The sequence below is a fragment of the Acinetobacter sp. V91_7 genome (assembly GCF_031799075.1).
Lineage (GTDB): Bacteria > Pseudomonadota > Gammaproteobacteria > Pseudomonadales > Moraxellaceae > Acinetobacter > Acinetobacter calcoaceticus.
In genome coordinates this window covers 85576-104421 of sequence record NZ_JAVQNT010000045.1, presented here as the reverse complement: position 1 = coordinate 104421, position 18846 = coordinate 85576, and the positions used below count along the sequence as shown (strand labels likewise).

Sequence of the window (18846 nt, the reverse complement as noted above, 5' to 3'; positions counted from 1 at the left end):
CTCACATCATCAAACGATTAACGTTTGATTTGAGACAATGGATGCTCTGGTGGATAGTTAGGAATCGTCGGTTTACCTGTTCCTAACATTACGCACATCAAGGCATCTTCTTGACCTGGGTTAAATAGACCACGGTAAATTCCCGGTGGAATTGAAATCAGGTCACGCTCTTTTAAACGGGTTTCGAATTTTTCGCCGTTGTGCTCAATGAACAAATCAATTTCGCCGCGGAGCATAAAGAAAACTTCTTCAACGTCGTGGTGAATGTGTAAAGGACCTTCACACTGAGGTGGCAACACCATGGTCGAAAACGTAAAGTTTTCTGCTGGTACAGTGTTACCGTCATTTGCAACACCTGTTGCGCCCGTTCCCATATAACGCATTTGAGCACGGCGATATTTCGGGTCGTAATCAGCTTGGAACTTCAAAGCCTCAAAGTCATATTTACGTGTCTCAAAGCGAGCAATACGCGTGTTTAACCAATCTTCTAAAGAAGAATTTTCTGGTTGTGCCCACGATTCGAATTGTTGTGTAGTCATTTTTTAAACTCCTATACAGTGAATTAATATCGTTTTAAAAGAGGAACCAAGAAAAATGACCCAATGACAGCGACAGCAGCCAAGAAGGTAATTCCCAAATTAAAACTATGTGTTTGCATCACGATGTAACCGATAAGTACAGGTGCAATTGCACTTGCAAAATTACCCAAACCGTTAAATATTCCGCCCGCAGTCGCCCCTACATTTGAGGTCGTTACTTTTGCAAGCAGAGCAAATACAGCGGCCACTCCAAAACCCCAAGCCATCGCACTTAAAGACATCGCTGCAATAATCAATAATGGCTCGGTCATGATGACCATCACATACATGAAAATACCTGCGAGTAATAAGCCGCTAAAGACTTGAATTGCACGGCGACCCAACTTGTCAGATAAAAACGCACCGATGATTTCGCCAATTAACATGGCAATGAATGGAAAGCTTGAATACATTCCAAATTCTTTGAGGTTGAAGCCTTTGTCTTGCATTAAGTAAGAAGGAACCCAGCTGTTTAAGCCCCATAAATACGTCATCAATGCAATGTTGAAGAGACATACCAGCCAGAATGCTCTATTGCTCAAAAGTATTTTGGTATTGGCAATATGGCCTTTGAAATTGGTACGTTTGCTCTCGCCTTCAATTTCGACAGTTTTCTTAAGTTGCAAATTACGCAAACCGAAAACAATGCTGAAAATAGCGATTAGCGTTAACCCAGCCATCACAAAAAAAGTGGTGTGCCAGTCATGGTGTGCTAAAACATTTGCAGTGATTGGGAACCCAAGGAATGCACCAATCGGCGTTCCAAGTAGGAACATGGTTGAAGCACGTGCTTGCTGACGGTCTGTATATGTCTGTTTTACAATGGTATAAGCCAAGGCAAACAATGGACCTTCTGCCAAACCTAACAGCACGCGTAAAATCAACATGCCTGAATAACTGGTGGTGAACCCCATGCAAAACATGAGTAACCCCCATGAAGTTACACTCCAAAACAGCATTTTCTTTGGGTTAAAGATGTCGCCCAAAAAGCTTAGAAAGACTGATGAAAAACCATAAGCAAGTAAGAAACTTGTCATGAGCCATCCCAGTTTGGCCTTATCTTCAGCAATTCCCATTGCACTTTGGAAATGAGGATCTGAAAATAAAACCGCAATACTAATCTTGTCGAAAAATGCCAGTACCACACACACCATAAGGACAAAAGCAGGTACCCAATGCTTTAATCCACTTTTTTCTTCATTACTCATGTGTCATTCCTTCGATTTGGTAATGAGAACCAGATTTAATGTTTACGGTTTTAACTTCATGACATTAAATTCAGAATCTTCTAACAGTTTTGGGTCTAAAACAGTGTTGGCTTGCATCCAACGTTTTGCCAGTTTGACCAGTTTAGAATCATTAATGGCAATCATGTTGAGCAAACGATTTTCATGGTCCAGATATAGATAACTCACCTGATCTTCACCACCTTGGCGAATCACTAACTCTTTCGTTTTTTCAGGTTGATATGTACCTAATATCTGGATATTAAAGTGGTATTGATCAGACCATAACCATGGAATATCGGTATATTCAGTTTCAATACCCAGCATCGACTTCGCTGCGGCAATTGCCTGATTTTGTGCATTTGCCCAAGACTGAATGCAATAGCCCAAACTCGGATGAATCGCGACATCGCCTGCGGCATAAATGTGTTGATCTGAAGTTTGTCCAAAGCAGTTCACCACAATGCCATCTTTCACATCGAGACCAGCGTGTACACCTAACTCTTTAGCGATTTCCGCACCCGCACCCACCACCACACAGTCAAACAACTGACTATTTTGTGGATGGTTTACCACTTCAACTTTCTGATGAGGTGCTTCAACCAGATGAAGGCTCTTGCTGTCTAAATGAATTTTTGTGCCTTGGGTTTCATGCATATTTTTTAAAAATGCAGAGACTTCAGGACTCACACTTCTTGCACATAAACGGTCGCCATATTCAAAAATATGAACTTCTTTACCTTGCTTACGCGCAGTTGCCGCAATTTCAAGACCAATCCAACCACCGCCAATCACAGCGACATTTTTTGCATGCTTTAAAATTTCGGCTAAGCGTTCACAGTCATGCACATTACGTAAAGTCACAACATTTGGAATGAACTGCCATGTATTGACTGGTACACGTGCACGGCTTCCAGTTGCAATCAACAATTTGTCATACGGCAAAACCTGACCACTTTCTAAATGAACCTGTTTTTGTTCACGATCGACTTTTGTTGCAATTTCCGGTTTGTGCCATTGAACGTTGAACTCTTGAACCTGCTCATTAGAAAACAAATTCAAACTTTCATAAGTTGCTTCTTTTGAAAGTACTTGCTTAGACAGTGGCGGGCGCTCATAAAACACTTGATCTTCATTTGAAACCACGTGAATTTCGCCTACATAACCATTTTGGCGTAAGGTACTTACTGCCCAACCCGCTGCCTGTCCGGCACCTACAATTACGATCTTTTCCATAGCCATCTTCCTTGTAAAGCAATACCTGTTAAACAGGCTTCACCTGACGGCGGGTTGTGTCATCAAGACCACCCTCAATCGCCCACTCGGTGAAAAGCTCTAGACGATGTTCTTCTACACGTGGCTGCCATTCTTCTGTCAAATAATCATCGTTGGTGTAATATTCAAATGCACCACCCAATGGCGAGTTGACGTACCAGAAATAAGCAGAAGAAATTGGGTGACGTCCCGGCCCAATAAAAGTTGACCACTCCGAACGATTCATATTTAAACCGCCCCCAATCACCTCATGGATATCACGTACGACAAAAGCAACATGATTTAGGCCAGCTGGTTTATTTGGAACACTAAGCAAGAATAAATCATGGTGATAACCTTTACCGCGGCAACGTAAGAATGCACCACGATTTTTGTAGGCATCAGACAAATGAAATCCTACTTTTTCAATATAGAAATTTTCAGTTGCTGCTAAATCTGGTGTGAAGAACACGACATGTCCAATCGCAACAGGTTGACCTTTTTCATAGACAGGACTTGCCGCATTCACACGTTGAATATTGCCGTATTGGTTAATGCCTTCCGTTTTAAGTTCTTGAACATCTTTCACAAAACTTTGTTCAAAACGAATGGTCATACCATTTGGGTCAAGGCACTGAACTGTATTTTCAGAACGCTTAAAACCATTTACATCGGCTAGGCGGCCTGCCAAGTCTTCAAGGTCTTGAGCATGATCAACACCCCACGTGACTTCACGTAAAGTTGAACCTTGCTCAATCGCAGGTGGCAAACGGTTATCATCACAATTAAATAGATAAATCTTGCTACCGTTTTGAGTCTGATATAAATCAGTGCCTTCAATATCAGAAGCACTTTGGTTTAAACCAAAATCTGCTAAAAACTTGTTTGAAGCGGCTCTATCTTCAACTCCAAACTTTAAAATCTCGATCCCTGTAATCATTTGACTACTCCTTAGTTAAAGACAAAACCGCCATTGACCGGAATATTTTGACCTGTCACAAAAGAGGACAAATCCGACAGTAGATACAATGCTGTTCCATTTAAATCTTGTGGAAGTTGCTGACGCTGAATCGCTCTTCCGTTGACATATAAATCGTGACGTTCCTGCGGTACATATTCAGTTGCTTCAACCAAAGTCAGACCTGGAGACAATGTGTTGACACAGATATTGAACTGCCCCAACTCTCTTGCCATCGAACGTGTCATGGCAAAAATTGCACCTTTACTTGCCACATAAGCCATCAGGTTCGGTGCCCCCCATAAAGCAGTATCTGATGCAACATTAATGATCTTGCCAGCAGTTGACTGCTTTAAGTGTGGAACGCATGCCTTACTAATTAGCCATGTGCCTTTTACATTAATATTCATGACCCGATCCCAAAGTTCAGGATCATAATCAATCATATTTTTTCCACCTACATTGGTTGCAAGCGCCGCACAGTTTACAAGGCCATCTAGCCCTTTTAACAGCTCAACACTTTTTGCTACCGCATTTTCAATCGAGGTCGCATCGGCAAGGTCAACGGTGACCGCATGAACATGAAGTCCTTGTTTCTGTAACTCTTGTGCTTCTTGCTGAACTAGCTCAGACAAAATATCTGCCATTACAACCTCAGCACCAGCTTCAGCAATCGCTTGAGCGAAATCTCGCCCTAAACCACGTGCAGCACCAGTCACTAAAACTTTTTTGCCTTGCAACAACGCTACATTAGCCATGAGCTTCTTCCTGCATCTCGATACGGTTTGATGCATTTAGTGCAGCAATTTTCTTTAATTGCTTCTCAGCTTCTTTCTTCATTAAACGGCGTAAACGTGCAAGACCCACATCGTGTTGATAGAGGAACTCTTTTTCACGCGCATTTGGTGCAAGGTTTTCTAAAATAATGCGGTCTTGTTCCAACACATCCCAATGCAACTGTTCTAAGTGATTGCGATATAAGAAACGCCATACATTGCGTTGCCAGCCACTTACTTTACGGCAGCGCCAGAAAAATACGCGGGTATTGTTGGCATCAATTGGCGTTGCATAACCCACGATCCAGAATTCGCCACCTGGACCAAATTGCTTACGATACGGAATTGAAAGACGTAACCAACTTGCACCTGTCGAACCATATTCAACCCAGTCAAAGTTCACACCCGTTTGGCCTTCTTTTTCAAAAACAAAGCCATTATCGGTTGTACGGTGCTTCATCTCTGCGGTACGTTCACCATCTGCCATCGAATGTGATGTCGCGTGTAAATATGTACCGTGCATTGGGTCCATCACGTTATCAATCGCGTATTGATGGTTTACTTTCCAGTCGGCTTGGCAAAGGAACGCACTCCACTCTTCGCTTGCAAGTTGTTCTGGGAACTCAAGCGGTTTTGGCTGTTCATTTGCGTCGATACCAAACCAAATAAAAATTGCGCCATGCTGTTCACTAACTGGATAGCTTTTTAAGCATTTGGTTCCTGTCATTGGGCATTCGTGAACGGCTGGAACATCTGCAACCACACCATCAGCACGAACTTCAACACCGTGATACCAACAAGCAACTCGATCACCTAAGTTCCAGCCTAACGAAAGACGAGCACCACGGTGCGGACAGCGGTCTTCAAGTGCGTGTACCTGACCTTCGGCATCACGCCAAACCACAATGTTTTCACCCAAACGGGTAATTCCGACCGGATTGGCAGCCACTTCCCAACTTGCTAAAACTGGATGCCATTGATCACGTAAACCGAGTTCTAAATATTCTTCAGCGCTTTGTGAAGCTGATACGATTGCGTTCATTTTATTCTTCCTTGAATTAATAACCTAAACGTTGCATTTCTTCTGTAAAGCTCGCAGAAGTCCATTCATCACCAGATTCACAGCGGAAACCCTGCTGATTAAGTGCAGAAACAACGTCATCTAATGCTGTTGCGCCCGCAGAAAATGCCTGAATCAAGTTCTTTACAAAGTCTTGTTCGTAAACGGTTGGTTCTTTATAACGTGTTTGCCAAACCAACAATTCAGATTGACCAGGAATTTGAATATTGTTGATACCTGCATCGGTTGCTGGCGTTGCATGAATCCAGCTAGCCAACTTTTCATTAAATGTCTTCATTGTTCTGCTTCCTTGTACCTGTGAGGACTAGAGTTGAATTTGAATATCTTGTCCTTCAACACGAACTGGGTACGTACATAGGTTTCTACATCCCGGTCCACTTTTTAGCTCACCTGTCTGAATGTCAAAAATTGCTTCGTGCAATGGACATTCGACAGTTTGATCTTCGATAAATCCTTCGGTTAATAAGGCATATGCATGAGGGCAAACATTTTCAATCGCAAAGTAATTTTCATCGACGAAAAATACGCCAATTTTCTTTCCTTCAATTTCGATGGCTTTCGGCTCATCTTCGCTAACGTCACCCTGCTGACAAATTGAGATCCAACTCATACCTTGCGTCCTCATTTTGTTTTATATACAAAACATAATTTGATTTTCAAAACACAAGCTAAGCATAATACCCTTGATCATTTTTTGTCAAAGTAAAAATAAATAGATAATTCATTGGTTTAATAAAATTTAAATATTTTGTTACGTTTCAAACAAGAAACAAAGTTTTAAATATAAAAATTGTTTTATGTATTTTTAACAATTACAATAGTTCTAAAATAAAGCAGCATGCCCCAAATTGAACCTTGTTTTATTTATAGGAAAATGACACGAATGAGCCTAACAATTGAAGAAGATTCGCAAGAATCAGAAACAACAAAAAATGATGATCGATATTTAGTACCCGGCCTTGTACGGGGTTTAGCCATCTTGCAAGCATTTAACCAACAAGCACAAGAAATGACGATTACAGAAATCGCTGAAATTTTAGAAGTGAACCGTTCTAGTGCATTTCGTCTAATCTATACACTTGAATCTTGTGGCTATTTAAGAAAAGCTTCTCAAAAAACTTATGCACTTGATTCAAAAGTCATGGAATTAGGTTTTAACAGTTTATCTAAACTTTCATTGCTCGATTTATCGACGCCTTTAATGAAAGAATTACGTGATCAAACCAAACTTGCCGTGCATCTTTCTATTTTAGAAGGCACACATATTGTCTTTGTAAATAATATTCAGTCGATGGGAACCTTCACGAGCAACATTAGCTTAGGTACTCGCTGGCCTGCCCATGCAACCGTAATTGGTCAAATGTTATTGTCTGATTTACCTGAAACTGAAGTACGTCAGCGTTACCGTAACTTTGATGATTGGGATAGTTTTTCTGAACTGACTCCAACCAATTTAAAAACCTTATTGCAAAGATTAGTTTATGTAAAAACACAAAAAACGATGGTGAGCTGGGGTCATTATAATCATGATATGGCAGCCTGTGCGGCACCTATCTTTAAACAGTCAAATGGCAAAATGGTAGCAGTTATCTCTGTGAGTTGCCCAATTACAACTTATGATGAAAGAACGTTTAAAGAAGATATCGCAAGCCTAGTCGTTGAAACAGCGAACAAAATTTCAAAATTTATTTATTAAAAAAAGCGACGTTAAGTCGCTTTTTTTTGCAATTTTATTTCACAAATTAAAAATTACGCTTAAATACGTTCCCATTCATATCTTGGAAAATAAGTGCCGAATGGTTTTCTTTAATATCAAACTTTAAATACTGCTGTTTAAATTGTACAACGGCATAAAACTCTTCAGCACCGTCATCTAACCCTGTAGCAGAAATCTGAGTGCCTTGTGGAAAATCCTTGAGCCATTCAGCATTATAGAAATCTGACACTGAATTAAATTCACAATACTTTTCTGGCTCTGCCATTATTTTTGCGGCAATTTGATCAAACTGTTGCTGTTTATAACCATCTAAGCTCAACAACATGGCCATTCTCCAAACTAAATCGGCTCAGAAGATAAATTCTGTTTCTTTTTAACCTTTTCCCATTGATACCAGCCATAAGCTGCCATTAAAACAAAGGCTGCATATAAAGCGGCTGTTAAAAATAAATCTTTATAGATAAACATGCCTACATAAATAATATCAACGAACACCCAAAGTACCCATGTGGCAATATGCTTGCGACTAGTCCAATAGGTTGCGAGTAAACTAAACGCTGCAAGTTGCGAATCGAGCATTGGCACAGCTGCATCGGTAAAGTTTTTAAGAATCAAACCAAAGAGTAAGCCACCTACCGCCGCAATAATCATTTGAAAAATTGCTTTTTGAACTGCAATCGGTTCAATACGAATGTCGTGATCTTGCTGCTTTCCCTTAAACCAGTAGTAAAAACCATAAAAATTTACGACCATGAAAAAGAACTGTAAAATCGTTTCACCATAAAGCTTAAATTCGTAGAACAAATAAGCATATAAAACAAAGGCAAAGAAATTAAACAGCCAACACCACATGTTCCTAATAACAGTTAATCCAACTCCAATTAGGCTAATCAAGACTGCAAAAATTTCTAAAGGTGACATAAGAACAGCTTCTTATAGAGATCAATTCGACGAGGTATTATGAGAAAAATATCAGGTTAAGCAAACTGCTAATTTGAAATCAAAAAATCTGTGGTTCATGCTTGAATATAATTTGTACTTTTCTATTTCTGTGTTATAAAAATATCATCTATATTTTAATATACTTATCATGTTTTTGTCTAAAGCCCATCTATGTCTGGTTCATCAATTCTATGCCTTAGAGGTCAATGTCTCTATGGTCGATTGGCGACGTCCTTATTTTGGACAATCTGGCGCTTTGGATGAGAAAATCAAGATATTCCATTTGTAATATACCCCCTGATTTTCATAACAAGCCGCCATAAAACGCGGCTTTTTTTATGCCCTTTTAAAACACAAAAACCAAACTTTCTGGAGCTTTATATGAAGCCATTATTTGAACAACAGAGTATATCCACCCCGCAGATTCAGCCGGCTGTAGCACCCTCTTTAACTCCAACTCGCCTTGCTACAGCCGGCCAATTTATTGCTGTCGTCATTATTTGGTCACTTACTCCTCTCGCGGCCGTCTGGACAGTACAAGAAATTCACTGGGCATGGGGGTTATTTATTCGATTCAGTTTGGCGATTCCAATTGCCTTACTCTGTCTACGATTTTTTCGTTTAAAACTCATCTTTAGTAAAAAAGCTATTTTAAGTTATTGTGCCGGAGCCATTGGCTTATTTGGTTCTATGGCCTTTTGCTATATGGGCGCAGATAAAGTCCCCTCTGCCATTATTTCAATTATTTACGGGACTTCTCCGTTAGTGTCTGGACTCATCAGCTCTTTTTTATTAGGACGTGAACGTTTTTCAGCATGGCAGTGGCTTGGGCTGGGTATCGCTCTTATCGGGATGGGCTTTACTTTAGGACTGTCTTCATCAGGTTTTCAGCTCAACCGCATTGGCATTATGTTAGAGCTGATTGCGATGCTTTTTTATGTATTGTCGACTTTTGCTGTAAAATCTGTCGGAGCACATATTCCGCCAATTACACAAATGACAGGTGCTACTCTTGTTTCATGGGTCGGTTATATATGCCTGTTACCTTTCTTTTGGTCACATCTTCCAACTGAATTTCCGAGCCTTAAAATTTCAATAGCGGTGCTCTACAGTGCAGTCTTTTCATCTGTGCTTGCCATGATTTTCTATTATCAACTCATCAAAGTCCTACAACCGACCACTGTATTACTCATTACCATTATTACCCCAGTTTTAGCTACATTTTGGGGAACATGGTTCAACCATGAACAGCTCAGCTCACATCTTATTTTAGGTTTAACGCTGTTATGCTTAGGATTACTGATGTATTCACGTCATCCAACATAATGTTTTATAACCTGATTGAGGCCACTCATCAGGTTATTTCCCCCCTCATATTTATATTAATCTTAAGAATAAAAGTTTAGTTTTATTTTGATCCTTGCTTCTATTTTTGTTTACGAAGTAGTCTATAAATTGTATTTGACAGTTTTCTAACGATCGTTTAAAAACTTATTAAAGACAAATAAAGGACATCACGACATGTCAAATCAAGAAGGAAAAGTTAGCCGTGAAACTCGCGGACATATTTTTTTAATTGGACTAGATCGGGCAGCAAAACGTAATGCCTTTGATAGCCACCTGATTAAAGATTTATCACTAGCGCTCACCGAATATGAAAATAATGATGAGCTGCGCTGTGCAGTAATATTTGCCCATGGTGACCATTTTACTGCTGGTTTAGATCTCGTAGAGTTACAACCTAAGCTTGCTACAGGTGTTTTTGATTTTAGTGATGAAGAAGTAAACCCTTGGGGGACTGTGGGTCGAAAACTGAGTAAACCTTTAATTGTTGCAGTACAAGGCTATTGTTATACCGCTGGGATTGAACTCTTTCTAAATGCAGACATTGCTTTAGCAAGTGAAAACACTCAGTTTGCACAAATGGAAGTTCAGCGCGGCATCTTACCTTTTGGTGGGGCAACAGCACGCTTTACACAAGCCGCGGGTTGGGCCAAGGCCATGCGCTATTTACTGACAGGTGACCCTTTTGATGCAAAAGCCGCCTTGGATATGAACCTGATTACAGAAATATGCCCTGAAGGTACGGAGCTCAACCGTGCCATCGAGTTAGCTGAACATATCGCTCAAGCGGCTCCTCTAGCGGTTAAAGCTACCCTAGCTTCAGCACGTGAAGCCATCAATGAAGGTTATCAAGCTGCATTTAGCCAGTTACAGAGTCATCTCCATCCGCTACTAAAAACTGAAGATGTACAAGAAGGAGTTTTTGCCATGTTGCAAAAAAGACCTCCTGTTTTTAAAGGTAAATAAGGCTTAATTAATCAAGCAAGAAAAATAAAGAGAAAAGCAATGCAATTAGCAACTCACACTAATGATCAGCTTAGCCAAAATGTACAATTTCCAGCTTTAGATGGCTATCAACTCAAGGGCACTCGCTACTTTACGATGACAGCAGCTAAAGCCAATATTGTCGTTGCTGGAGCAACGGGCGTCCCACATGAATTTTACCGTCGCTTTGCTGAATATATGACGCAATATGGTTATCAAGTATTCACCTTTGATTATCGAGGTGTGGGGAAATCGAGTCCAAAATCTTTAAAAGGATTTGATATGTCTTATTTAGACTGGGGACAATATGACTTAGCAGGTGCTATCGAATATTTATCACAAGAACCCCTACCTCTTTTAATGGTGGGTCACTCTTACGGCGGTCATGCACTAGGGCTATTACCTAATCATGATAAATTATTGGCCTGCTACACGTTTGGCACTGGGGCTGGCTGGCACGGCTATATGCCGCTTAAAGAACGTTTTAAAGTTCAAGTGGTGTGGAATATTGTGTTTCCACCTATCGTTGCTGTGACAGGTTATTTGCCTTGGAGCAAATTTAATATGGGTTCTGATTTACCTCTAAATGTTTATAAACAGTGGCGTAAATGGTGTAAAAATCCTAAGTATTTTTTTGCTGACCCAGAACAGCAACATTTAATTGAACAATATGCTTCTGTCAAAACACCAATTTATGCAGTATCGGCACTTGATGATGATTGGGCTTTACCCGCTTCTTGTCGTGCATTTATGCAGCATTATCGACAAGCTCCGGTCACATATATCAGCCTTCAACCTCAAGATGTTTCTATGAAAAAAATTGGGCATATGGGCTACTTTAAAAAAGATGCTGAACAGATCTGGAGTAAAATCCGTACTACTTTTGATGATTTGGTACAAGCCTGATTTATATTTTGGATAATTTAAGATGAGACCGCAAAAACTTGCGAAAGAAGACTTGCTCAAGCACTGTGCTTTGCAGTTTAAAACCTATGGTTACGCAGGCACCAGTATGGACATGCTGGCAAAGGCTTGCGGCCTAACCAAAGCTTCTTTTTATTATTATTATCCCAACAAGGAAGCACTATTGCTTGAAGTGCTCAATAGCACTCATCAGTATTTGATTCATTCTTTATTTGGAAATACGGTAAAGTCCGAACTCTCAGCCATTGAACGGTTTGAGCAAATGCATGAGCGTGCTATTCATTTTTTTACACAAGGTGTTAACGGCTGCTTAATAGGTATCATTTCTATGGAAGCAGCATATGGCTCACCTAAAATTTTAGCCAAAATACGCAGCATTTTTGAGGACTGGCAACGTGCAATCCAATCTATTTTTGCGAAGAGCCTTGCTCAAGATCAAGCAGAGATTTTAGCAAAACAAAGTATTGCTGATTATGAAGGTGCGATCTTGATGTACCGTGTCACCCATGATGAGTTTTATATTAATCAAGTCAAACAACGTATTCTTGGATTTCTCAGTTCATAAAAAATAAAGCCCACTTGAAGTGGGCTTTATTTTTTAATCAGGCTTATTCAACTCTAACGATTTTTCCTAGTTCATCGTGGTGAACGACTGTAATTTTTTGGCTACGTCCCTGCTCAATTTCATGTTCAGGTAAATCAAAATAGCGTGCATAATCATCAGTCTGTTTCATTTTAAGCGCATTACCACCGACACGACGCTCAGGTAGCACATGGCTCCACAACAATAAACAAATTGCACAAGCAATTAATGCTGTAAGACCATGCTCAATTCCTACACCAAAGGCACTAAATAAGCGGTGTACCAAATGAGTTTTTTGTAGTTCAACCAATAGCCATACAAACACGAACGGACGCCACAACAACAACCAAACCGCCCACATCATGGCTGTGCTTGTTGTAGAAGCATAGCGTTTATGCCATGGTAATTGACGGCGTAAATCAATAATCAACGAATCTGTCTTCATTTCTCTCTTTACCTAACGGAGTGCTGTGCTTTTTCCCCAGACATCAATACAGCACGATCTTTAAAATCTCATGACTCTTGCATTTCATCTAACGAATGCCCCGATCCGGGCTCACCCAACGTGCTCGTTTCTCATCTCCACGTCGTAAGACTTTTGGAAATGCCACAATGGTTGCCGAAATCGTAATTAACCAAAAGACTAGCGGGTACCAAATCATCCAGAAATAATTTTTTCCTAGGTTTGGTTCATAACGACTATCCATCCATTTGCTTAAAGCAAACTGAATTAGACAAGTTGCCCCCAATAAAATACCGCTACCATACGGTAAAAATGGAGAGCTCACAACGGCTAGTGCTGGTACTGGTAAAATAAAATGTGCCAACCACAATAAAGCCATCGCTAGCATTAAATATGACCAGACTAATGTTAAGCAAAGCTCAAACATTAAAGGCCATAAAAAATTCAATTTTGGTTTGGTGAACACATCAATATTTTTAATTAATACTTGTGCGCCACCCATTGCCCAGCGTAAACGTTGTTTCCACAACCCATTTAAGGTTTCAGGCATTAAAATCCAAACCAAGGCATTCGGTTCAAACTCAATATCCCAACCTGCACGCTGTAATTTCCAAGTAATATCGATATCTTCAGTCAACATATTGGGTGACCAATAGTCGACTTGGTGAACGGCGCTTTTACGAAAAGCGGTAATCACGCCTGATACAGTAAACAAGCGACCAAAGGTACGTTGTGCACGTTTAATCATGCCTACAATCGAAGAAAACTCACCGACCTGAATACGCCCTAATAAAGTTGAGCGAGTGCGGATACGCGGGTTTCCTGTCACCGCTGCAACAGTCGGATTTTCAAGAAAATGACGAATCATCCACTTTGCTGCATGTGGATCAAGTAAAGCATCACCATCAATACCAATTAAAAACTCGGCATCGGTCATTAAGCTTCCGGCTTGCAACCCCATGGCTTTACCTTGGTTTTGAGCCAAATGAACAACACGCAGTTTTTCATGTTGTTCAGCTAAACGGTCGAGTACTTCGCCGGTATTGTCTGAGCTACCATCATTAATCGCGATGACTTCAAAATGAGGATAATCCAGTTTTAAAGCATGGCTAATGGTTTCTTCTGCATTATCCCCTTCATTAAAACAAGGAACTAATACAGCGACTTTTGGATAACTTTCTAATGGAGCTGGTTGATCGTAAGGCGGAGCCTGACGTTCTTTCCAATAGAAAATGATCGCCCCCATCATCCATAAATACGACATGAATAACGGATAATAAAAAACGAATTTTAAGGCATGCGACCATATTGCAGCAAAGATTGTCATGTTTCAGCCCCGACTACGGCACAAGACGAGATGATTTTTCAGCAAATGCTTTATGCATTACGTCAACATCCGGATGATCTTTAATTGGGTCATCTGGGTAATAACCGACATGCATTACACCTTGCTGATAAAGAGAATGAATTGTTGCTGCCATTTCAGCTGAAGGTACCTTTTCGTTTTTACGCCAGTCGGTTGCCTGTAATTCAAAAACAGTTTTCTTGATGCCATTCGGGTATTGTTTTACCCGATCAACCATATCTTTATAGAATTGATCAGCATTATCGACCTGTTCCATATAAGGCATTGCCATAATAGCTGTAAAATCATAACGCTTTAATGACTCTTCAAGAGATTGAGAGTACCAATTTTCCGCATATGGTTTTAAAGCAACTTGAGCATATAAATTGCGTGCAGTCATCAAGAACGGTTCATATTGTCGCACGTCATCAACGAGTTGCATCGCAAAATCATCTAGATATTTTGTCTTATATGCAGTCCACTTTTGCAAGTCTTGATCGTTTTCACGGATTTTTGCTAAATCTGTTGGTAAGCCTTGTTTCGCATAGGCTTTTAAAGCATCAGGGCTTGCATCTTCATAATCAGATAATGTCACGTCATCATGGAACAAGAGGCCATTAAATGGCGTTGATTTAGCTAAATCCTGATAAATTTCACGAATCGTTTGACGTGCATCGGCTGAGAATGGACTTAAACGGATATACCCCATATTAAGGTGTTCACCTGTTTTTTCCTGCTGAGTCACCACCAAGTCCTTAGAAACAGGATCAGTTTTTGGTAGTTCCCACGCCAATAACGGCATCCATGCATAAATACGGCTTACAGATGTACGCGTTTGAATTTGCCATGCAACACGGTTAAATAAGTCTGCACGCATTGGAATATGACGGTTTGGGAAATAAACCATATCAGCAGAACCATTCGCATCTGGATCTGAAAATGCCTGTAAATAAACTGTATTTACACCCATGCCATTAATTCGATCTAACAAGTGCCCTAAATTACGTTCTTGCTGTTTCGGGTCTGGGTCATAAATATAGTCCAGATCAATATGCATGATTTTTTGCGGACGATTATTATCCGTTAAATTTAATTCACGGTTTTTGATTTCCTGAGCTAAATCATCAGTTGTCATTCCGCCTTCTACCAAAATACGGCTCATATTTTGTAGAGATTGTTTTGCATGGTCTGCCCCATCATCAAGCGTAATGGTCACTGGCATGCCCAATTTTTTTGCAATTTGAACAGTTTGCATATTATAGCGACCATATGGCCACACCATAATACGTGGTGAACGTAAGCCATGCGCTTTTAATAAGTCATTATTCTTTTTCAGGTCGTTATAAATTCGTGCCTGATATTGTGCATCGTTCTCATATGTTTGTGTTTTAACATCATAAAAACGTGTGGTCGCAGCAGGTTCAGAGTTGCCTTGCGGGTTTCCTGTAATACCACGATGCAAATGATAGCTGTGATTGGCGATTTCGACTAAACCGCTGTCTTGCATCTCTTTAAGCTCATTCCAGCTCAAGATCTTATCGCGAGAGATTTCTTCGCCAGAGAAGTCAACTTTTTGGCCAGCTTTTGGTTCTAACCATGAACCGACTACGGCCAAAACAACCGGAATCTTTTTTGCCTTAATAACAGGATATGCATTTTGATAAAAAGACTGATAACCATCATCTACGGTCAATAATACTGGCTTAGTCGGCAGTTGATATTTACCTTGATGCGCACGAATTAATTGATCAACGGTAATAAAATGGAAACCATTCTTTTGCAACCATTCAACGTGCTGTGTAAATTGTTGAGTCGTGACCGCATACTCAGGAATCATTGCATTTTTTGTATCAGTAATTTCATGATAGCCAATGACCGTAAGTGTTGAAGCATCAATTTTTTGTGGTTTAGCCAATGCCATACCAGACATACCAGTAAGGGCTAATCCAAGCGTAAGATTCAACAAAGGAGATGCAAAGCGGATAGTCATGAAATAGCGTCTCAATAACAATATAGATTATTTATGTGAAATTTGATGTTAAGACGCAAAATTTCTGAAATTTGGTCTTAATATCATCCTGCCCACAAATGAACAGTTTTTCAGTCAGCATTTATAATCAAATAACCTGAAAATAAGCTTAAATATTCAAAAAGCTAAAATATAAATTATGAATGTATTTATATTTAAAGCTCATATAAACAAGAAAGCCCCCTAAAGGGCTTTAAGTTTTTCGCTAGCCACGGGTTTTGACATCAAACAATTCAATTTCAAAAATTAAATTAGAATTGGCTGGAATAATCTTACCCATTTTACGCTCACCATATGCTAAATGAGCAGGCACGATTAATTTACGTTTACCGCCAACTTTCATTCCCATAATGCCTTGGTCCCAGCCTTTAATGACACGGCCTGTTCCAATCACGCATTCAAAATAATTACCGCGGTCAATTGAAGAGTCAAATTTTGTACCGTCTTCTAACCAACCTGTATAGTGAGTCGTAATCAAAGCGCCTTTAACCGCTTCTTTACCTTCACCTACTTTTAAATCGATAATTTCTAATTCATTTGACATGGTTTACCCCTTAAACAGAATCTTTAAATAGCAACTGGTACTTAGTGTACCAATTGAATCTGTAGAATTTGTTGCGCTTTTCTATTTTACTGTAACTGTGTCCACACGACATTTGCCTGACCCTTTTCACCTAAAAGAGTCCACTCTGTATCCATCACATTTAACTGTAGCTGCATGGTACGTTCACACAGTTGTTCTAGCTCAGCTGTGCTTTGAGGGGCAATTTGCCAAACCTGAACGTTACTTAACGTTTTAATTTTGCTATTTCTCTTCCACCACTCTTCGACTTGTGTGCCATACACAACAATCGCAACTGTTTTACAGCGTGCACTCGCTTTTTTAACTTTATCTTCCGAAGGTAAGCCCACTTCAATCCATGTTTCTAACTGACCCGTTAAATCTTTTTGCCATAACGCTGGTTCATCAGTTTCAAAAAGATCTTTTGTAAACTCAAGCTCATCACTTGCAAAACGGGCAAAGGCCATTAAACGAACCATTAATCGTTCTAATGTTTCAGAAGGATGCAAGGCAAGCGTCAGTTGGTAATCACCATAAATATGGTCATCCATATTCGCAATATTCAAGTCTGCCTTATAAATTGTTGCTTTAAGCGCCATGATTAATATGTTCCAAAATTTGGCGCTAAGGATACTCGATTTTAGCTAAAAATTATAAAAAAACTGAGTAATGCAAAACATCACGATGGTGAAATTTGCATATTCTTCCAAAACGCTCCACTTATTTTAGAGTTGGCTGGCTTTTTGCTTAAAAGAGATATTCTCCTCTTCCGAAAATTGATGACTTATGTGGCAAAAGCTCAAGCGTAGTTTATTTTTACAGGTTCTTTGTGCTCTCTTTCTTGGTGTTGCAGTTGGAGCTGGTTTTCATGATTTCTCCCTATCTTTAAAGCCATTGGGTGATGGTTTTATTTCTTTAATTAAGATGCTGATTGCACCAATTGTGTTTTGTGTGGTTGTACTCGGTATTTATGGTGCAAATGACATCAAAAAAATGGGCAAAGTCGGTGCAAAAACCATTCTGTATTTTGAAGTGGTCACCAGTATTGCTTTAGTTTTAGGCATTATTGTGGCCTATGTATTTAAACCTGGCGTTGGCATGAACATCGATATCAGCCATTTAGATGCAAAAGATTTAAGCACCTATACCGAACGTGCACATGAAATGCACACAGGTTCGGAATTTCTGCTCAATATTATTCCAAAAACCTTCACGGCTGCTTTTGCAAACGGCGATATTTTACAAGTTTTATTAATCGCTATTTTATTTGGTGTAGCACTACTTTTAATTCCTAAACATTTGGCAGAGCTGGTACGTCAGGCTTTGGAAGCTTTTTCTGAAGTCTTCTTTAAAATTATGGGACTGATTATTCGTTTAGCGCCTATTGGTGTGTTCGGATCAGTGGCCTATACCACTGCCAAATTTGGTTTAGATTCACTTCTACAATTGGGTTATTTAGTTTTACTGTTTTATGCAACCTGCATTTTATTTGTCGTTATTGTTTTAGGTTCAATTTTAAAACTTGCCGGTCTCAACATCTTCAAATTTGTGGCTTATTTTAAAGATGAATTAGCCATTGTTTTAGGTACAGCATCTTCTGACTCTGTTCTTCCTCAAATTATGAAAAAGCTTAAAAATTTGGGAATTAAAGATTCAACTGTAGGACTGGTTATTCCAACTGGTTATTCCTTTAACCTAGATGGATTCTCAATTTACTTAACTTTAGCTGTTATTTTTATTGCACAAGCCTGCAATATTGATTTATCTACGCACGACTTGTTGGCTATTTTATTAGTTTCGCTCATTACTTCTAAAGGTGCACACGGTATTCCCGGCTCAGCTTTAGTTATTCTTGCAGCCACGCTTTCTGTTATTCCAAGCCTACCTGCGATTGGTCTAGTACTTCTACTTTCAGTCGACTGGTTCATTGGCATTATTCGTGCCTGCACCAACTTGATTGGTAACTGTGTTGCGGCCGTAGTGATTGCGCATTGGGAAAAAGATATTGACCATGCTCAAGCTAAAGCCGTGCTAAATACCAAACCTTAAATCCGTTCTAGAGAACATTGAATCATCTTTT

At 39.7% G+C, this 18846-nt stretch carries 21 protein-coding genes; 6 read left to right on the top strand and 15 right to left on the bottom strand.

Going from position 1 to position 18846, the window contains the following annotated elements; translation table 11 throughout:
• Nucleotides 1-17 precede the first annotated feature (17 nt).
• From RMB03_RS20115 to RMB03_RS20080, 8 genes are read right to left on the bottom strand one after another with little or no spacing between them, the layout of a single operon-like run.
• The gene (locus RMB03_RS20115) at nt 18-539 is read right to left on the bottom strand and encodes a cupin domain-containing protein (RefSeq protein ID WP_003653112.1); all 522 of its coding nucleotides are present in this window, start codon (nt 537-539) and stop codon (nt 18-20) included.
• Nucleotides 540-562: 23 nt separating this feature from the next.
• Entirely contained in the window at nt 563-1786 is a 1224-nt protein-coding gene (locus tag RMB03_RS20110) for an MFS transporter (protein WP_005042319.1), read from the bottom strand.
• Between the two features lie 42 nt (nt 1787-1828).
• The gene (locus RMB03_RS20105) at nt 1829-3040 is read right to left on the bottom strand and encodes an FAD-dependent oxidoreductase (protein ID WP_311077360.1); all 1212 of its coding nucleotides are present in this window, start codon (nt 3038-3040) and stop codon (nt 1829-1831) included.
• Nucleotides 3041-3068: 28 nt separating this feature from the next.
• Nucleotides 3069-3998, bottom strand: a complete 930-nt coding sequence (locus RMB03_RS20100) for a VOC family protein (protein ID WP_311077359.1) — start codon at nt 3996-3998, stop codon at nt 3069-3071.
• An 11-nt stretch (nt 3999-4009) separates the two neighbouring features.
• Nucleotides 4010-4774, bottom strand: a complete 765-nt coding sequence (locus RMB03_RS20095; protein ID WP_017391727.1) for an SDR family oxidoreductase — start codon at nt 4772-4774, stop codon at nt 4010-4012.
• Nucleotides 4767-5834, bottom strand: a complete 1068-nt coding sequence (locus RMB03_RS20090; RefSeq protein ID WP_004641722.1) for an aromatic ring-hydroxylating dioxygenase subunit alpha — start codon at nt 5832-5834, stop codon at nt 4767-4769. The genes RMB03_RS20095 and RMB03_RS20090 overlap by 8 nt, the downstream gene beginning before the upstream one ends.
• A gap of 16 nt (nt 5835-5850) precedes the next feature.
• A complete protein-coding gene (locus tag RMB03_RS20085) occupies nt 5851-6150 on the bottom strand; it encodes a recombinase-like helix-turn-helix domain-containing protein (protein ID WP_003653124.1) in 300 nt (99 codons plus the stop codon).
• A 27-nt stretch (nt 6151-6177) separates the two neighbouring features.
• Complete coding sequence (locus RMB03_RS20080) at nt 6178-6483, bottom strand: non-heme iron oxygenase ferredoxin subunit (protein ID WP_003653126.1); 306 nt, start codon at nt 6481-6483, stop codon at nt 6178-6180.
• A gap of 273 nt (nt 6484-6756) precedes the next feature.
• Here RMB03_RS20080 and RMB03_RS20075 point away from each other — a divergent pair, with 273 nt between their 5' ends.
• A complete protein-coding gene (locus tag RMB03_RS20075) occupies nt 6757-7569 on the top strand; it encodes an IclR family transcriptional regulator (protein WP_003653128.1) in 813 nt (270 codons plus the stop codon).
• A gap of 46 nt (nt 7570-7615) precedes the next feature.
• On the opposite strand, the gene RMB03_RS20070 is transcribed toward RMB03_RS20075, so the two are convergent.
• Together RMB03_RS20070 and pnuC are read right to left on the bottom strand one after the other, a co-directional pair.
• Nucleotides 7616-7915 carry a hypothetical protein gene (locus RMB03_RS20070; protein ID WP_311077358.1) on the bottom strand — a complete coding sequence of 100 codons (300 nt, stop codon included), beginning with the start codon at nt 7913-7915 and terminating at the stop codon, nt 7616-7618.
• 14 nt (nt 7916-7929) lie between these two features.
• On the bottom strand, nt 7930-8511 hold the full coding sequence (gene pnuC, locus RMB03_RS20065; protein WP_003653131.1) for a nicotinamide riboside transporter PnuC: 582 nt from the start codon (nt 8509-8511) through the stop codon (nt 7930-7932).
• 402 nt (nt 8512-8913) lie between these two features.
• Between pnuC and RMB03_RS20060 the strand changes: the two genes are divergently transcribed.
• The 4 genes from RMB03_RS20060 (at nt 8914) to RMB03_RS20045 (ending at nt 12349) form a co-directional block, all read left to right on the top strand.
• Complete coding sequence (locus tag RMB03_RS20060; RefSeq protein ID WP_311077357.1) at nt 8914-9858, top strand: DMT family transporter; 945 nt, start codon at nt 8914-8916, stop codon at nt 9856-9858.
• A gap of 195 nt (nt 9859-10053) precedes the next feature.
• Nucleotides 10054-10842 (top strand): crotonase/enoyl-CoA hydratase family protein, encoded by a 789-nt coding sequence (locus RMB03_RS20055; RefSeq protein ID WP_311077356.1) that lies wholly within the window; start codon nt 10054-10056, stop codon nt 10840-10842.
• A gap of 39 nt (nt 10843-10881) precedes the next feature.
• Complete coding sequence (locus tag RMB03_RS20050) at nt 10882-11766, top strand: alpha/beta fold hydrolase (protein WP_311077355.1); 885 nt, start codon at nt 10882-10884, stop codon at nt 11764-11766.
• Between the two features lie 22 nt (nt 11767-11788).
• Nucleotides 11789-12349 (top strand): TetR/AcrR family transcriptional regulator, encoded by a 561-nt coding sequence (locus RMB03_RS20045; RefSeq protein ID WP_045125101.1) that lies wholly within the window; start codon nt 11789-11791, stop codon nt 12347-12349.
• Between the two features lie 43 nt (nt 12350-12392).
• Here RMB03_RS20045 and pgaD read toward each other — a convergent pair whose 3' ends face one another.
• From pgaD to RMB03_RS20020, 5 genes are all read right to left on the bottom strand, one after another.
• Nucleotides 12393-12812, bottom strand: a complete 420-nt coding sequence (gene pgaD, locus RMB03_RS20040; RefSeq protein WP_198078936.1) for a poly-beta-1,6-N-acetyl-D-glucosamine biosynthesis protein PgaD — start codon at nt 12810-12812, stop codon at nt 12393-12395.
• An 88-nt stretch (nt 12813-12900) separates the two neighbouring features.
• Entirely contained in the window at nt 12901-14157 is a 1257-nt protein-coding gene (pgaC, locus tag RMB03_RS20035) for a poly-beta-1,6-N-acetyl-D-glucosamine synthase (protein ID WP_045434669.1), read from the bottom strand.
• 13 nt (nt 14158-14170) lie between these two features.
• Nucleotides 14171-16165, bottom strand: a complete 1995-nt coding sequence (pgaB, locus tag RMB03_RS20030) for a poly-beta-1,6-N-acetyl-D-glucosamine N-deacetylase PgaB (RefSeq protein WP_311077354.1) — start codon at nt 16163-16165, stop codon at nt 14171-14173.
• Between the two features lie 244 nt (nt 16166-16409).
• Nucleotides 16410-16748 (bottom strand): FKBP-type peptidyl-prolyl cis-trans isomerase, encoded by a 339-nt coding sequence (locus RMB03_RS20025; RefSeq protein ID WP_311077353.1) that lies wholly within the window; start codon nt 16746-16748, stop codon nt 16410-16412.
• 86 nt (nt 16749-16834) lie between these two features.
• Complete coding sequence (locus RMB03_RS20020; protein ID WP_311077352.1) at nt 16835-17365, bottom strand: YaeQ family protein; 531 nt, start codon at nt 17363-17365, stop codon at nt 16835-16837.
• 187 nt (nt 17366-17552) lie between these two features.
• On the opposite strand from RMB03_RS20020, the gene dctA reads away from it, so the two are divergent.
• Nucleotides 17553-18815 carry a C4-dicarboxylate transporter DctA gene (gene dctA / locus RMB03_RS20015; protein WP_005042354.1) on the top strand — a complete coding sequence of 421 codons (1263 nt, stop codon included), beginning with the start codon at nt 17553-17555 and terminating at the stop codon, nt 18813-18815.
• Nucleotides 18816-18846: the final 31 nt, after the last annotated feature.

Coding starts and splice junctions, on each gene's coding strand:
- RMB03_RS20115 (WP_003653112.1), bottom strand. CDS start 539: ATGACTACACAACAATTCGAATCGTGGGCACAACCAGAAAATTCTTCT.
- RMB03_RS20110 (WP_005042319.1), bottom strand. CDS start 1,786: ATGAGTAATGAAGAAAAAAGTGGATTAAAGCATTGGGTACCTGCTTTT.
- RMB03_RS20105 (WP_311077360.1), bottom strand. CDS start 3,040: ATGGAAAAGATCGTAATTGTAGGTGCCGGACAGGCAGCGGGTTGGGCA.
- RMB03_RS20100 (WP_311077359.1), bottom strand. CDS start 3,998: ATGATTACAGGGATCGAGATTTTAAAGTTTGGAGTTGAAGATAGAGCC.
- RMB03_RS20095 (WP_017391727.1), bottom strand. CDS start 4,774: ATGGCTAATGTAGCGTTGTTGCAAGGCAAAAAAGTTTTAGTGACTGGT.
- RMB03_RS20090 (WP_004641722.1), bottom strand. CDS start 5,834: ATGAACGCAATCGTATCAGCTTCACAAAGCGCTGAAGAATATTTAGAA.
- RMB03_RS20085 (WP_003653124.1), bottom strand. CDS start 6,150: ATGAAGACATTTAATGAAAAGTTGGCTAGCTGGATTCATGCAACGCCA.
- RMB03_RS20080 (WP_003653126.1), bottom strand. CDS start 6,483: ATGAGTTGGATCTCAATTTGTCAGCAGGGTGACGTTAGCGAAGATGAG.
- RMB03_RS20075 (WP_003653128.1), top strand. CDS start 6,757: ATGAGCCTAACAATTGAAGAAGATTCGCAAGAATCAGAAACAACAAAA.
- RMB03_RS20070 (WP_311077358.1), bottom strand. CDS start 7,915: ATGTTGTTGAGCTTAGATGGTTATAAACAGCAACAGTTTGATCAAATT.
- pnuC (WP_003653131.1), bottom strand. CDS start 8,511: ATGTCACCTTTAGAAATTTTTGCAGTCTTGATTAGCCTAATTGGAGTT.
- RMB03_RS20060 (WP_311077357.1), top strand. CDS start 8,914: ATGAAGCCATTATTTGAACAACAGAGTATATCCACCCCGCAGATTCAG.
- RMB03_RS20055 (WP_311077356.1), top strand. CDS start 10,054: ATGTCAAATCAAGAAGGAAAAGTTAGCCGTGAAACTCGCGGACATATT.
- RMB03_RS20050 (WP_311077355.1), top strand. CDS start 10,882: ATGCAATTAGCAACTCACACTAATGATCAGCTTAGCCAAAATGTACAA.
- RMB03_RS20045 (WP_045125101.1), top strand. CDS start 11,789: ATGAGACCGCAAAAACTTGCGAAAGAAGACTTGCTCAAGCACTGTGCT.
- pgaD (WP_198078936.1), bottom strand. CDS start 12,812: ATGAAGACAGATTCGTTGATTATTGATTTACGCCGTCAATTACCATGG.
- pgaC (WP_045434669.1), bottom strand. CDS start 14,157: ATGACAATCTTTGCTGCAATATGGTCGCATGCCTTAAAATTCGTTTTT.
- pgaB (WP_311077354.1), bottom strand. CDS start 16,165: ATGACTATCCGCTTTGCATCTCCTTTGTTGAATCTTACGCTTGGATTA.
- RMB03_RS20025 (WP_311077353.1), bottom strand. CDS start 16,748: ATGTCAAATGAATTAGAAATTATCGATTTAAAAGTAGGTGAAGGTAAA.
- RMB03_RS20020 (WP_311077352.1), bottom strand. CDS start 17,365: ATGGCGCTTAAAGCAACAATTTATAAGGCAGACTTGAATATTGCGAAT.
- dctA (WP_005042354.1), top strand. CDS start 17,553: ATGTGGCAAAAGCTCAAGCGTAGTTTATTTTTACAGGTTCTTTGTGCT.